The organism is Microbulbifer mixtoriginis (SeqCode) (assembly GCF_052466715.1).
On record NZ_CP174288.1, the window covers coordinates 622,255 to 637,223 of the forward strand.

Annotated in this window: 10 protein-coding genes; 1 reads left to right on the forward strand and 9 read right to left on the reverse strand. The window is 48.7% G+C overall.

Going from position 1 to position 14,969, the window contains the following annotated elements; translation table 11 throughout:
* Positions 1-31 precede the first annotated feature (31 nt).
* The 9 genes from ACJJH9_RS02900 to ACJJH9_RS02940 form a co-directional block, all read right to left on the reverse strand.
* Positions 32-757 carry a dienelactone hydrolase family protein gene (locus tag ACJJH9_RS02900; RefSeq protein WP_444924232.1) on the reverse strand — a complete coding sequence of 242 codons (726 nt, stop codon included), beginning with the start codon at positions 755-757 and terminating at the stop codon, positions 32-34.
* Positions 758-791: 34 nt separating this feature from the next.
* Positions 792-1,205: a VOC family protein gene (locus ACJJH9_RS02905; RefSeq protein ID WP_444924233.1), complete on the reverse strand. Its 414-nt coding sequence runs from the start codon at positions 1,203-1,205 to the stop codon at positions 792-794.
* A gap of 275 nt (positions 1,206-1,480) precedes the next feature.
* On the reverse strand, positions 1,481-4,243 hold the full coding sequence (locus ACJJH9_RS02910) for a nitrate reductase (RefSeq protein WP_444924234.1): 2,763 nt from the start codon (positions 4,241-4,243) through the stop codon (positions 1,481-1,483).
* 12 nt (positions 4,244-4,255) lie between these two features.
* Entirely contained in the window at positions 4,256-4,684 is a 429-nt protein-coding gene (gene nirD / locus ACJJH9_RS02915; RefSeq protein ID WP_252083207.1) for a nitrite reductase small subunit NirD, read from the reverse strand.
* 78 nt (positions 4,685-4,762) lie between these two features.
* Entirely contained in the window at positions 4,763-7,300 is a 2,538-nt protein-coding gene (nirB, locus tag ACJJH9_RS02920) for a nitrite reductase large subunit NirB (protein WP_444924235.1), read from the reverse strand.
* 331 nt (positions 7,301-7,631) lie between these two features.
* Positions 7,632-9,410, reverse strand: a complete 1,779-nt coding sequence (locus tag ACJJH9_RS02925; RefSeq protein WP_444924236.1) for a bifunctional protein-serine/threonine kinase/phosphatase — start codon at positions 9,408-9,410, stop codon at positions 7,632-7,634.
* Positions 9,400-10,863 (reverse strand): NarK family nitrate/nitrite MFS transporter, encoded by a 1,464-nt coding sequence (locus ACJJH9_RS02930; protein ID WP_444924237.1) that lies wholly within the window; start codon positions 10,861-10,863, stop codon positions 9,400-9,402. Before ACJJH9_RS02930 ends, ACJJH9_RS02925 begins: the two co-directional genes overlap by 11 nt.
* 180 nt (positions 10,864-11,043) lie before the next feature.
* Positions 11,044-12,108 carry a CmpA/NrtA family ABC transporter substrate-binding protein gene (locus ACJJH9_RS02935; protein WP_444924238.1) on the reverse strand — a complete coding sequence of 355 codons (1,065 nt, stop codon included), beginning with the start codon at positions 12,106-12,108 and terminating at the stop codon, positions 11,044-11,046.
* Positions 12,109-12,115: 7 nt separating this feature from the next.
* The gene (locus ACJJH9_RS02940; protein ID WP_444887113.1) at positions 12,116-12,703 is read right to left on the reverse strand and encodes an ANTAR domain-containing response regulator; all 588 of its coding nucleotides are present in this window, start codon (positions 12,701-12,703) and stop codon (positions 12,116-12,118) included.
* 706 nt (positions 12,704-13,409) lie between these two features.
* On the opposite strand from ACJJH9_RS02940, the gene ACJJH9_RS02945 reads away from it, so the two are divergent.
* Entirely contained in the window at positions 13,410-14,960 is a 1,551-nt protein-coding gene (locus ACJJH9_RS02945) for a Re/Si-specific NAD(P)(+) transhydrogenase subunit alpha (RefSeq protein WP_444924239.1), read from the forward strand.
* Positions 14,961-14,969: the final 9 nt, after the last annotated feature.

Here is a 14,969-nt window from a genome sequence, read left to right on the forward strand (position 1 = left end):
ACTATTCGACCCCTGAGATATTTGATTGAAACTACTGGAAAATTTTCCGATAAAAATCCAGAGTGCCCAGCCATGCGTCCTGCGCGGCTTCCTGGTTATAGGCCAGCGGCAGACCAAATTTCTGCCCGCGCTCAGTTGCAACAGGATTGGTGAAGCCGTGCAATACGCCGGGGTAGCTCACCAGGGTAAATTTGGCCTCGGCCTCCTGCATCTCCGCCACAAAAGCGCCGACCTGTTGCGGTGGGATCATGCTATCGGCACCACCGGTGTAAACCAATAATTCCGCTTGGACTCCCCCTTTTTTGGTACGAACCTCGCTGGCCAGGGCTCCGTGGTAGCTGACCACGCCACGAAGTTCCACACCGAGGCGTGCCATGGTCAAGGCTACGCCACCACCAAAGCAATAGCCCTGAGCAGCGACTTGAGTTTCCTCGACAACTTTATGCTGTTGAAGCAGGGTGAGGGCGGTGCGGAAACATGCCTCGAGGGATACAGGATTCTCAAGTGCCTCATCGCGATACTGCTGGGCTTCAGCGGGATCATCGGTCTGCCTGCCACTACCAAACATATCCACCGCAAATGCACAGTAACCCTGTCCGGCGAGCCTTTCCGCCTGCTCGCGTACAAAGGCATTGTGCCCCCACCATTCGTGAACCAGCATAACGCCGGGACGTTTTTTTTGAGTTGTGTCGTCCCAGGCGAGATAGCCGCTATAGGACTTGCCATCTACCGCATATTCGATCACTTCGGTTTTCATCGTTGCATGTCTCTCTGGCGAATGATGGATGCTGTTATTTCAACAATTTGGGGGGGCCTTTGAGTTCCACTAAATTTTGCTCGGGATCATAAATATAAATTGATGGGCCCATGCCTTCGGCACCGTAGCGTTGTTGTGGCGCGGAGGGTTCAATATTCTTCCCCTTCAAATAAGCAATGATTTTATCGGCTTCGAAAGGGTCTATACGCAAACAGAAATGATGTAAATTACGCCCCTCTATGCCTGGGGCTGCACCACCCTCGCGACCGATGCCTTGATCAACTGGAACCAGATCGACCAATGAGTGCCCTGCGCGCAACTGATAGAGACCCAATTCCTTATTCTCTCGCTCCATGGTGCAGCCGAGGACTCCTTCATAAAAATCGCGCATTGCAGCCAGGGATTTAACCCTCAGCACTACATGGTCAATATGTTGAATTTTGAACACTGGAATTCCTTATAATTGTGGCGGGCGCTAATCTGGCGAATAAAAAATAATACAAATAACCGCCACCGCTGCTAAAAGCCAATAATGGCTGTGGTTGAAACCTTTGATCCAAATATCTGCGCCAGTGTATTAACGGCTCTAAGTGTAGGGGGTGTGAGGCTTTATGGGCCAGGTGGGGCGTGTATTGCAACTAGTGCTGTGCCTTTGCGCGGAGTGCTGGTTGAGAAAAACGCAATCCGCGCATTTGGATATGAATTTATCGAACAATATTGGTCTTAAGCGCTATAAACCTTATCAAATTTCTCACGCAGACTTTTTGCCGATCTGACAATCTCTGTTTCCAGCACCGCCGCAACTGCGTGGTTCTGTGCATTATGCTGCAGTCTCGTGCGCAACAGCTGGGAAATCTCTGGCTTGCAGGAACCACAGCGGGTCCCGCAACCCAAGGCGTCACCCAGCGCATCAATGGAATTGACCCCCTGGTTGATTGCTTTTTCAATCTGTGGACGTGAAACCTGCATACAGGTGCATACTATGCGCTCACCTGGTGGAATTGCCTGGAGAAACAGGGCAGGATTTTCAGGTAATTCCAGTTGTAGGTAGCGTTCCAGGCTGCGTCGATCAGGAAGTGTCTGCCAATCATTACTGGAAAAAATAAGCAGCTCTATTTGTTCGCTATAAGCGAGCCAACGCTGGCTATTTAAGGTCTCTATTTGCTGCCAGCGTATATCTGGATTTTTTTGTAGTAATTGGGCACCCAGTTGGCGACCATCCAAAGGGGCGCTGAGCGCCAACTCAAAGCGATATCCATTTTGACAGGGCACTCGATACCAGTGCAGTAGATTTTCTTCCATATGGGTCTGTAGCCAGCGCCAAAGGTTTTGTGCCAGTGGTTCCGGGCAAATAAGGGTGATAAAGCTCTTACAGGCGAGGGCTTTCAGCTGAACCGGTACCTGTTTGAATTCGGGCTGACCGGAAATTGGGTCTACCTCTGCCCCGGCAAGGGCGCTGACCTTAGACTCTTGGGCCAAGGTCTGACTCCAGTGAATAGGAGCGAATAGCTCACCGGGTTTTTGGCCACTGTTTAATACCGCACGTCCGCACATTCTACCCTGGGCACTGTGTAACTCTACCAACACGCCCTCGTCTATACCGTATTTACGCGCGTCTCTGGGGTTTATCTGAATTTCGGCAATCTCACTGTGATCCAGCAATTTCCGTGCGCGGCCGGTACGGGTCATGGTGTGCCATTGGTCACGTATGCGGCCGCTGTTTAGCCATAGGGGATAACCAGGGCTTATTTGTTGCTGGGGTGTACGCGGCTTGACAGCAATAAAATTGGCTCGACCAGTTTCAGTGAAAAATTTTCCGTTGCCAAATAATCGTGCACTACCCTGGGGATTTTCCCGATTTACCGGCCACTGTACTGGTTCAAGCGCATCGTATTCATTTTGCTCGATATTACTAAAGAGTGAGATATCAAAGGCGCGACTGCCGTTATTTTCGAAACCTGACAATTGTGCATGTTCTCGAAAGATATCTGCGGGATGGGCAAAGTTAAACTGCTCGCGGAACCCTAGGCGGTTGGCCAAATCACAGATAGCCTGCCAGTCGTGACGTGCCTCTCCAGTGGGATCGATAAAAGTGCGCTGCCGGGAAATACGCCGCTCTGCATTGGTAACTGTGCCATTTTTCTCTCCCCAGCCGGTGGCCGGCAGTAGTACATCGGCGCAGCGGGCGGTATCGGTATCGGCGATGCAATCGGAAACAATCACCAGCGGACATTTACGTAGTGCCTCAGTCACCCTCTCTGCTTCAGGCATACTCACCGCGGGATTAGTGGCCATAATCCAGATTGCTTTGATCTGGCCGGTCTCCACTGCATGGAACATATCCACCGCCTTTAGACCGGGGGCCAGTGCCATATTGGGAGCATCCCAGAAGCGCCGCACCCGATCAATATCACTCTCTTTAAACTCCATATGGGCGGCGAGCATATTGGCCAGGCCGCCTACTTCTCGCCCCCCCATCGCGTTGGGCTGGCCGGTAATAGAGAAAGGGCCAGCTCCAATCTGGCCAATGCGACCTGTTGCCAGGTGGCAGTTAATGATTGTGTTGTTTTTGTCTGTGCCGCTACTGGATTGATTAACCCCTTGGGAGTAAAAACTAAGTGTTTTTTCCGTTTCGGCAAACAAACGGAAGAAAGCTAATAACTTTTCTGCAGGTACACCACAACTCAGTGCAGTTTGCTGTAGGGACCAGTGCTGGGCCGCTTCCAGAGCCAGCTCAAAGCCTTGGGTATGATGCTGAATATAGTGGTGATTGAGGCGGTTGTGCTGGGCGAGGAAATTAAGCAGACCATTAAACAGTGCTGCGTCGCTGCCGGGATTTATCGCCAAGTGCAGATCGGCCATCTCGCTGGTAGCGCTAGCCCGCGGATCAACCACTACTATTTTGGCCTTGCCTGCCTGCATACGCTGGAACAGTATCGGGTGGGTCCAAGCGGCGTTAGAGCCTATTAAAACAATAAGGTCTGCCTCTTCCAGATCCTCATAACAACAGGGCACGGCATCTGCACCCAGGGCGCGCTTGTATCCTGCTACGGCTGAGGACATGCAAAGGCGTGAATTGGTATCAATATTGGCGCTGCCAATAAACCCCTTCATTAATTTATTAGCAACATAATAGTCTTCAGTAAGGAGTTGCCCGGAAAGGTAAAAAGCTACTGAATTCGGGCCGTGCTCGTGAATATTGCGGGCGAATTCATCGGCCACATAAGACATAGCGGTATCCCAGTCACAGGCTTCGCCATGCAAATGTGGGCGTAAGAGTCTCCCATGCTCACCGAGTGTCTCCCCAAGGGCTGAGCCCTTAACACACAAACGGCCAAAATTAGAGGGGTGCTGTTTATCACCTGTGACGGAAATTACAGAAGTACTTTGCCGCTTTTCCTTGTTAATAGTTACTCCACAGCCCACCCCACAATAGGGGCAGGTAGTGCAGGAACGCTGGGTGCTTAGGTATTCCTTTACTGCCATTATTGTTCTTGCTTATTTATCACAACCGATATAAACGGTATTTCCATTAAATGCTAAAGGGTAAGTGGCAAGCTGGATATTACCATCCTCCATACAAACGCCATCTTCAAGGCGAAAGTGATGTTTATAAAGTGGTGAGGCAATAGTTAATTCACCATCCAGTTCTGCGATTATTCCCCGTGAAATAATGCCAGCTTGTGCGATCGGGTCCCAGTTGTCAACGGCGTAAAGTTGTCGCTCTTGCCCCGGTAAAAAAAATAGGGCGATACCTTTCCTCTCAGGTTTTGCTAGATAGTCCGTTTTTTCTGAGGAGGTATCGCCCCAAAGGGCACACACCCCGGAGTTGCTGACTAAATCTGATCTTTGGCAGATCGGCAGCCAATGGGGGTGGGTTATGGCATTGGATGTATGTGAGCTTTGTCTGGCGCTGGCTTGGTGCATAACAATTTCCTTGCGGGATTAAGAGAAAAATCAGCAATTGAAATTAAATTTTCATAAATTAAATGTATAGGGTTGTCTCTATGCAGATTCAGCAGTTTCTATTATTTCTTCAATAGTTGCGGGACGGGGCTGGCCGCGTTCTTTGACGAAAATAATATTGTCATCACTCTCATTGCTGTTAACAAACTGACGAAATCGTTTAAGTTTTTCCGGATCGTTGATTGCGGACTTCCATTCACACTGATAACTATCGACAACGCGTTCCATCTGGATTTCCAGCTCGGTACAGATTCCCAGTTTGTCATCGATAATGACTTCACGTAGATAGTCGAGTCCGCCATCAAGGCTTTCCAGCCATACCGAGGTGCGCTGCAATTTATCGGCAGTACGCACATAGAACATCAGAAAACGATCGATATAGCGAATCAGGGTTTCATCATCCAGGTCGGTAGCGAATAGATCGGCGTGGCGCGGGCGCATGCCGCCATTGCCGGCAACAAATAAGTTCCAGCCTTTTTCTGTGGCGATAACGCCCACATCCTTACTCTGCGCCTCGGCGCATTCGCGTGTACAGCCCGATACAGCCATCTTTATTTTGTGTGGGGAGCGAAGTCCCTTGTAGCGGTTTTCTACACGCAGGGCCATGGAAACACTGTCCTGCACACCAAAGCGGCACCAAGTACTACCTACACAGGACTTTACCGTGCGCAGAGATTTGCCATAGGCATGGCCGGTTTCAAATCCCGCATCAATGAGTTCCCGCCAAATTTCCGGTAGTTGTTCCAGGCGTGCGCCAAACAAATCGATACGCTGGCCACCGGTAATTTTGGTGTAGAGGTTATAGCGTTTGGCAACATCGCCAATCACGATGAGTTTCTCTGGTGTGATTTCTCCACCGGGAATACGCGGTACTACAGAGTAGCTACCATTTTTCTGCATATTCGCCATAAACGTATCATTGGTATCCTGCAGGCCAACGTGGGCTTGCTCCAGGATATGTTCATTCCATAGGGAGGCGAAAATAGAGGCGGCGGTGGGTTTACACACTTCGCAGCCCTTGCCGCTACCATGCTTTTGAAGGAGATCATCGAAGGTTTTAATTTCCTCCACCTGAATAATGTGGAACAACTCTTGGCGACTATAGGGGAAGTGTGTACAGAGATGATTGTTGACCTCCATTCCCAGAGCGGCTAATTCACTATCGACGATATCCTTCAGCAATGCGGCACAACCACCACAACCCGTGGAGGCCTTAGTGGTATCCTTCACTTCAGCCAAGGTATGACAGCCGCCATGTACAACATCCAGAATTTGCCCTTTACTCACGTTATAACAGGAGCACACGGTAGCATTAGTGGGGAGAGCGGAAGCACCAAGGAGTGATTCCGCTCCGTCAGTTGAGGGAAGAATCAGTTGTTCCGGGTGCTCTGGCAGGTCGATATCATTGAGATGATATTGCAGAAGAGTATCGTAATCCCCAGTATCACCAACCAGTACAGCGCCGAGCAGTTTCTGGCCTGTAGCATCGGTTATCATACGCTTGTACACGCCGCTCTGCTCATCGACAAAAGTAATTGCTGCAGCGCCTTCGCTGCGGCCGTGAGCATCGCCAATAGAGCCAACCTGCACACCGAGAAGTTTTAATTTAGTACTCATATCGGCACCATTAAAAAACGTCTCCATACCGGTGAGCTGTGCGACGGTGGTGCGAGCCATACTGTAGCCTGGAGCCACCAGGCCAAAAATTTGCCCCTCATAGAGAGCGCACTCACCGATGGCAAAAATGTTGGGGTCTGATGTACGACAGCGGTTGTCGATGACAATACCTCCTCGCTCACCGACTTGCAGCCCTGAGGATTTTGCCAGCTCATCTTGAGGGCGAATTCCTGCAGAGAAGACGATCATATCGGTAATCAGTTCGTCCCCCCCTTTAAATTGCATACGCAAGCGGCCGTCAGCGCCTGTAATAAGTTCGGTAGCTCGGCTGGTATGTACAGTAACGCCAAGGGCCTCGATTTTTTTTCGCAGTAAATTGGAGCCGCCCTCATCAAGCTGAGTGGACATCAGTCCTGGAGCAAATTCCACCACATGGGCGTCAAGCCCCAGGGTTTTCAAAGCGTTTGCCGCTTCCAAACCGAGCAGGCCACCACCGACAACGACGCCACTTTGCGCGTTAGACGCAGCTGCGCGAATCGCATTCAAATCTTCGATGGTGCGGTAGACAAAGCAGCGCTCGTGTTGATGCCCTGGGATGGGGGGCACAAAAGGATAGGAGCCAGTAGCGAGGACCAATTGATCATATCTATGTAAGCTTCCAGTCTGGGTGGTAACAGTTTGCTTTTCGCGATCAATGGAAGCTATCGGATTGTTGAGCTCTAGCTCAAAACCCCATTGTCGATATTGCTCAATATGACCCATAGCCAAATCTTCCGCACTGCACCCAGCGAAGTATTCGGATAGATGTACTCGATCATAAGCAGGTCTGTTTTCCGCACAAAAGACTGTGACGGTAAAACCGATGCTTTCATTTTTTTCTGCCAGCTGCTCAAGAAAGTGGTGCCCGACCATGCCGTTACCAATCACAACCAGCTTTTGCTTTTTTGTCTTTTCCGTCATTGATATTCCTGCCATCTAGAAGCGATTCTCTTGGCAGGAGGGGCGGATGATATGACAAGGGCGCCTCCTCTTCTGCCGAAGAGTACAGGCGCCGTTGCCTCGAATTGGGGGATAATTTTGTTGGTCATTAAATACATTCAATCTTCATGCCAGTATTTATCCCAGGGATGGCGCCTATCCGCTCCTATTGTCCACAATTTTTGCGATATGTTGGTGCAGAAAACCTTTTTTCTGCTCTGAATTGGTGCTTAGTTAAATTTTGTGGATTATTAAGCGGGAAATGTCATCTTAAGTTACTGAGAGGCAAATGAGGGATTAACCAAGAGGGGCTTTAGAAAACATACAGAAGGTGGGAAAGTAGTAGGATCAGCGCTATGAGCTGCCAGAATAAAATTGGATTTTTTTCCAGTAGAGGATGGCTCTGGGCAGGTTTGAAGGTTGGATTGGGATGCTGCAGGTCCTGGATAAATTCGGATAGGCTATCGTATCTATGTTTAGGATTGGGAGCACAGGCTTTTTGCAAGGCACTATCTATCCAGTTGGGGATATTCTTGCGGTGCACATATGCATTTGTATAACGCAACTGTTGATAACTTTTGAGGTGATAGTGCAGATTGCCGAGGCGCTCAGAGTAGGGATATTTTCCTGTGAGTAATTCATAGGCAATTACTCCGAGAGAAAAAATATCCGAACGATGGCTGGCGCTATCGCCATAAAAGAATTCAGGAGCCGCATAATTCTTACTGCCTGGAGTATCAATTTCTGTGAAATGTAATTGCTCTCTAAGGCCTGGCCCATCGACCCCTCCGAGGTCAATGATCACTAGGCGACCATTGTTGCGGATCATAATATTCTCCGGCTTCAGATCGCCGTGCACAATCTCTAATCGCTGCAGGCTGCGCAGGGCACTTACCAGCTGAGAAAGTAATTCCCTTACCTGGGATACTTCTGGCTGAGGGTTAAGTTGCATCCACTGTCGCAACGTCTGCCCCTCAATATATTCGAGAACATGATACAGGCAAGCGCGTTCGACTCTTGGAGCGTATAGCTTGATAACCCCTGGATGATTTATTCGCCTGCCGGTCCATTCTTCGGCGATAAAACGCTCGATATAGTTTGGATCATCACAGTAATTTACCGATGGCGTTTTCAACGCGCGAAGCTCTCCGGTCATATGATCTTGGGCCAGGTATAGGTGGCTACGTTTACTGGCATATAGCTCTTGCAAAATAAGAAAGCCATCGAGCTTTTGTCCCGGGCTCAGATCGGGAGCGAAGGGAAGCGTTCGGCTGTGCATTGCCAATTCGTCGCATTGAGGAAAGTCCAGATTATTAACCCTGGCGACGACTGCACTCAGGTTATCTTTGGAGCCTGATTTTAGGGCCGCATCAATGAGTTGTTGTGGTGTAGTTTTGTCAAACTCAGAAAGTCTTTTCTGGATAGAAGTCTCTGGCAAAAAATCGTGAATGCCATCGCTACTCAGTAAATAAATATCACCGGTTTGCAGTGCTTCACAGCGGTAGTCCACTTCAATATGGACATCCATCCCCAGTGCCCTACTGAGAAAAGTGCGCCCAGGAGACAGCTGGTGGCTGTGATCATGCGTGAGGCACTCAAGCTTGCCAGCGCGCAGGCGGTAGATACGTGTATCGCCGATATGCACCAAGTGGGCGCTGGTACCTTTAAAAATCAGGGCTGAGAAAGTGGTCAGCCAACCCCGCTGGATTTCCACACTGCCTCCACTTTGCCGGTATAGCCAGCTGTTGAGGGAGTGGAGTACTCGTGCAACAGCATGGCGAGTAGACCAGGTTTCCGGGGTGCTGTAATAGTCCGAGAAAAAACCGTTGATGGCTGCACGAGCAGCTTCGCCGCCGGCCTCGGCGCTGGCGACGCCATCCGCTACTGCGGCGAGTGCGCCATAGCGCTTTAACTCTAGCCTCTCGGGTAGCCGTACGGCACAAGCATCATCATTGTGTTGGCGATGACCGGAACAGGTAGCACTGAAAATTTGCAGAGCATGCAACTCTTTACTCTGCAAATTTTTAGAAGCTCCATGGGCGTTTTGTATCCCTACCGGAGTTTTTGTGTGCTGTTCTTTATCAGGCGACATCGATCATCGACACGCTGCCATCTGGGTGTACCTCAGCCATTTGACCCTCAGGTTCCTCCAATAATAACAGTGCTGTAAAGCCGAGAAGTGCGGTGATGCCGATAACCATAAAAAATGTTTGGTAAGAAACCAGGCTTAACACGGTGAGATAAAAAACTGCTCCGACATTGCCGTAGGCCCCAGTCATACCTGCGATCTGCCCGGTAAGACGGCGCTTGATTAGAGGGACGACAGCAAATACAGCCCCTTCACCGGCCTGCACAAAGAAAGAGCAGGCCATGGCAGCGATTACCGCCAGGTAGAGTGGCCATTCCGCATCAATCAGGCTCATGGTGAAGTAACCCAGTGCCAGGCCTGCAGTTAGTATCAGCAAGGTGGGTTTGCGTCCCCAGCGATCACTGATTAAGCCGCCTGCCGGGCGAGACATCAAGTTCATGAAGGCATAAGCTGAGGCAAGTAATCCCGCTTTTACAGGGTCTAGGGTAAAGGTTTCAGAGAAAAACAGTGGCAACATGGATACTACTGCGAGTTCTGAACCAAATGTAGCAAAGTAAAGAAGGTTGAGTACCGCTACCTGCTTAAATTTGTAACGATGTACGGGAGCCGGTGGATTAGTGAAAATCTCCCGGTTGATGCTATATGTCTTGCGTGCATCCAGTAGGTAAAGTAAGCCGAGCCCACAATAAATCAAGGTGGCAGCGAGACTGGAAATCAAGTTTACACCGCTTGAAAGTTTCCAGGTCAACAACGCCAGTGCGGCATACATTGGTACCTTCATAATCAGTAACAGTACAAAGTCTCCTGAACTAGTGACCTCCATAGCCCCAATTTTTTTGGGTTTGAAATAAGTGGAGCCCTTAGGGGTATCGGTAACTGAGAAGTAGTAAATCACACTATATACCAGTGCAATAACTCCGGTGATTCCAATCGCATAGCGCCAGCCATTGTCGCCACCAAAAAATAGAGCGATGGTCGGTAAGCTCATAGCGGCAGCGGCAGAGCCAAAATTACCCCAACCGCCGTAAATTCCCTCAGCAGTGCCCAGTTGACGGGCGGGGAACCACTCGGAAACCATGCGGATACCAACGACAAAACCAGCGCCAATAAAACCGAGCAGAAAGCGACCTATTGCCGCCTGCATAAAGTTATCCGCTAGGGCAAAAATAAAGCAGGGTACACTGCCGATAGCAAGTAACAGGGAGTAGGTAAGCCTGGGGCCGTATTTATCGGTGAGCATCCCGATTACTACTCGTGCTGGAATAGTTAGGGCTACATTTAAGATCAGTAGCGTTTTTACCTGATCAGGAGTCAATGACAGGCTTTTCGATATTGCCATCAATAATGGGGCATGGTTAAACCAGGCAAAAAACGTAATGAAGAAGGCCACCCAGGTTAGGTGAAGAATCTTTATCCTTCCTCGAAATGAAAAAAGATTGAGGGATTCACTAGACATGCGCATTTCCTTTATTTGCATACTTCACAGGCATAAAAAAAGCCCACCACCGCGCCCCTTTGGTCGCAGTCAATGGACTCCATTGCCCGATATTTTTGTTGAAAGAGCGATTGACTGTGCGAATGCGCTTAGCGGCAAGCCATTGCACCATCAATATATTCTCATTCAATTAATGTGCCATTATTTCTTGGAATTGAGGAAATCCACAGTTTGATGGTATAGCTCTGGCTTGAAGTTTTGACTGTTTATCGTTGCTATCTCACTAAACCCCCTGCACATCTCTATTAACTGCCGGGCTTTTGTCTCACAGGGACGACCGTTGTCATTATCGATATGGGCAAACAGGTGCCAGCCTGGGTTGGCTATGATATTGGTGTTGCGGCGGTAGAGAATCTGATCATTCAGGGAGCGCTGCAACAGTGACTCTGGTAAATTCAGATAGTGTTTCTGTGATAATAATCCGGCTGCTTCGCAGCGATTTTCTCTTGCTATTAACCAGGAGCAGGCTTTCAGTAATGCTGCACGCAAAGCTAGATGGCTGACCGGGTTGGCCTTATGCCAGCTTTGGGTCACAGCTAATACTTTTTCCGGCATTGCCGGCAATAGTGTATTGCAGGCCGTAACAACCACTCCAGTACCCTTTTGGGCTGCAAGGCTATTCCATGGTTCGCCAACACAGTAACCATCAATAATGCCGCTGAGAAGGCTTTCCAGCATTTGTTCGGGGGGTAATATAATAAGCTGTATATCCCGATCCGGATTCACACCTGCGGCCTGTAACCAATGGCGCAACTGTAGTGTGTGACTGGAGAATGGGTAAACCGTAGCCAGTCTTATCGGTGAGATGCCAGTGTTTTTCTGCAGGTACTGTTTTAGTGCTACACCAATATCAGTTTTCGATTCTTCTGTTGTGTAGTGCTGCAGGCGTTGATAGAGATCCTCAGATAGGGTAATGGCGTTGCCATTACAACTGAGAATCAAACCACTGATAAGTCGCTCTTTGCAGTCAGGTAGAGTTTCTGGGAGCGTTAATGGCATAGGGGCCAGCATGGCTGCTGCATCGGCCCTACGCCCGATCAATTTATCGCGCAGAGTTGCCCAGGAAGTCTCCCGCTTTAACTCTACCTCAAGGCCAAATTGACTAAAGTAACCTTTCTCCTTGGCAATGATTAGGGGGGCGCTGTCGGTGAGTCTGAGATACAGCAGCTTGATAGATTTCTTTTCCGGGTACAGTAAGGAAGACATTAGGGATTCAGTGCTCGCTCTGAAAATATTGAATAAGCTGTTCGGCTACCGCGTGCATGGTGGCATTACTACTCATGGCAAGATTACGCAAAATCTTATGCGCATCCTCCTCGTTGAGTTTTTTCTTGGCCATTAGTAATCCTTTGGCTCTTTCAATGGTTTTTCTATCACTGAGTTGCTGTTGGGTTTTCTCAAGTGATTGTCGCAACAGCTGAAAGCTCTTGAATTGAGCCATGGCAATTTCTATTGCCGGGGCAACTCTTTCGGTAGTGATCCCCTCGGCCATATATGCGCTGACCCCAGACTCAACTGCGCGACTGATAAAGTCCGCACTGTTGTGGCTGGAGAACATAGCTACTGGTGTCGGTGCCTCACGATTAACGATGGCAAGGCTCTCTAGGATGTCTCTATCAGGGGATTCAATGTCGATCAACACCACATCGGGGCGATATTTCTCTACTTGGAATAGAAGCCCTTCGGCACTGCTGATTTGCGCAACAATAGTGTATCCGGCAGATTTTAAACACTCACAGACAAGGTGAGCGCGTTCTTGATTATCATCAACCAACATGATGGCAGGGCTAATATTCGTCACGACTTGAAGTGGTACTCGTTTGTGGCTAGATAGACGGCTTACCAAAGTACAATCAAAACTTGTGCCAAAATCGTGAGAGAGGGACAAATAAAATAAATTCTTCTAATTCCATGAAGTACAGTTTGAGATATCCGCTGTTTCCTATTACGCCATTTTGGAACTATTGATCTTTTAGTACAAGAGGAGTTTTTGAGAGGAAATCTGGCCAGGTCACTTTGAAATGAAGATGCTAAAGAAGTTTTTTGAAAGCATTTCCAGGTAGGTATATGAAAAGAATTTACATCATTATCAATTTCTGATGGGTGAAAAATCCTATTGCCAGCTTTTTTTTGTGATGATTAGCCTAATGAGAAAGAACTTTTAGGGAATTAACAAACCCAATTGTTTGGCCAGTGTGAAAACAAAGAGTATTTGTATTATTTAAGTTGGCCCGATTCCTTTGTTGCTTCTCACGGGTGATAGAAAGTTCCTTTTCACAGTTTATTCTTTTTTTGTCGCTGTGACCTTATGATGTGCTTGAATTAATGTTGCAGCTGTAACTTATTAATAGCCTTATAAATTTCACCAATTGTGGCTATTAGATAGCTTCTCTTTCAATCCCAGTTTGCTGAGTTTACACTCGGCCTGACTATAAAATGGGCAAACTAGTCCTTTTTGAGGTGGATGTAGTTGTAAATTCATAATATTAAATATGAGGGGCACGGCGGTGATAATAGCCATACCTAGAGAGACCGTAGAGGGGGAGGCGCGTGTTGCGGCAACTCCGGAGAGCGTAAAGCGATTAATTGACTTGGGTTTTTCTGTTGTTGTACAAGCCGGGGCTGGTGAAAAGGCTAGCTTTGCCGATGAGTTATATCGACAAGCTGGTGCTGAGATCCGTGGGGATATAGTGGCTTGCCTAAAGGGGGCGGAAGTTGTTCTTAAAGTGCAACCGCCAACGGATGAAGAGTTGGCTTTAATCCCTAAGGGGGCAACATTGATTGCCTTCTTAAAGCCAGCACAAAATGCCGAGCTCCTACAAAAGCTTGCCGATAATGATATTAACGCACTTGCCGTAGAGTCCATCCCCAGGATTTCCCGGGCCCAGAAAATGGATGCGCTCAGCTCCATGGCTAATATTGCCGGCTATCGTGCCGTCATCGAAGCCGCACATAATTTTGGTCGTTTTTTTACCGGACAAATCACGGCAGCGGGGAAAATCCCGCCAGCCAAAGTTCTCGTTATTGGTGCTGGTGTTGCCGGACTCTCGGCAATAGGTACCGCTAAAGGTATGGGAGCCATCGTTCGGGCATTTGATACCCGAGCCGAGGTGCGCGAACAAGTAGAATCCATGGGGGCCGAGTTTCTCACAGTAGAGGTGGAAGAGGAGGGCTCGGGTTCTGGCGGATATGCCAAGGAGATGTCGAAGGAATTTATTGAAGCGGAAATGGCGTTGTTTCGCGAACAGGCCAAGGATGTGGATATTGTTATTACGACGGCATTGATACCCGGTAAACCAGCACCAAAACTATGGCTTGCCGATATGGTTGACAGCATGGCGCCTGGCTCTGTGGTGGTGGATCTGGCGGCAGAAATGGGGGGGAACTGTGATTACACTGTCCCTCATCAGAAAACTGTACATAGTGATGTGACAATCATTGGCTACACCAATTTACCCAGCCGTGCAGCGGCACAATCTTCCCGGTTGTACTCCACCAATCTCGCCCATTTACTCAGTGAACTCACTCCGGAAAAAGATGGTGAAATAAACCTTAATTTTGAGGACGAGGTTATTCGTGGAGCAACTGTGGTTAAGTCAGGGGAGATCACCTGGCCGCCTCCCGCTCCCAAGATCTCTGCGCAGCCCCAGAAGCCAACAAAAGCCGCTGAGGAAGCCAAGGTTTCCGTAGAAGATAAAATTGAAAAACGTAAATCACCCCTATCCATTTTTGTTTTCTGGGCAATTGCTGGAATATTACTTCTTTGGCTTGGCCGGGTAGCTCCATCAGACTTCGTTTCACACTTTACCGTTTTTGTGTTGGCCATTTTTGTCGGTTGGCAGGTAATTTGGAATGTCACCCATGCCCTGCATACCCCATTGATGAGTGTTACTAATGCGATTTCTGGGATTGTTGTGGTGGGGGCATTGTTACAATTGGGAGCTACTGGTTCTGGGCTTGTAACCTTGCTGGCCTTTGTTGGTGTACTTGTAGCTAGTATCAATATATTCGGTGGTTTTTTTGTTACCTACCGGATGTTGAAGATGTTTCGCCGTTAAGAAGGGAGA

Bases quoted from the DNA above. Each gene is read 5' to 3' on its own strand.
- ACJJH9_RS02900 (WP_444924232.1), bottom strand. From the start codon at position 757: ATGAAAACCGAAGTGATCGAATATGCGGTAGATGGCAAGTCCTATAGC.
- ACJJH9_RS02910 (WP_444924234.1), bottom strand. From the start codon at position 4,243: ATGGCAGTAAAGGAATACCTAAGCACCCAGCGTTCCTGCACTACCTGC.
- nirD (WP_252083207.1), bottom strand. From the start codon at position 4,684: ATGCACCAAGCCAGCGCCAGACAAAGCTCACATACATCCAATGCCATA.
- nirB (WP_444924235.1), bottom strand. From the start codon at position 7,300: ATGACGGAAAAGACAAAAAAGCAAAAGCTGGTTGTGATTGGTAACGGC.
- ACJJH9_RS02925 (WP_444924236.1), bottom strand. From the start codon at position 9,410: ATGTCGCCTGATAAAGAACAGCACACAAAAACTCCGGTAGGGATACAA.
- ACJJH9_RS02930 (WP_444924237.1), bottom strand. From the start codon at position 10,863: ATGTCTAGTGAATCCCTCAATCTTTTTTCATTTCGAGGAAGGATAAAG.
- ACJJH9_RS02935 (WP_444924238.1), bottom strand. From the start codon at position 12,108: ATGTCTTCCTTACTGTACCCGGAAAAGAAATCTATCAAGCTGCTGTAT.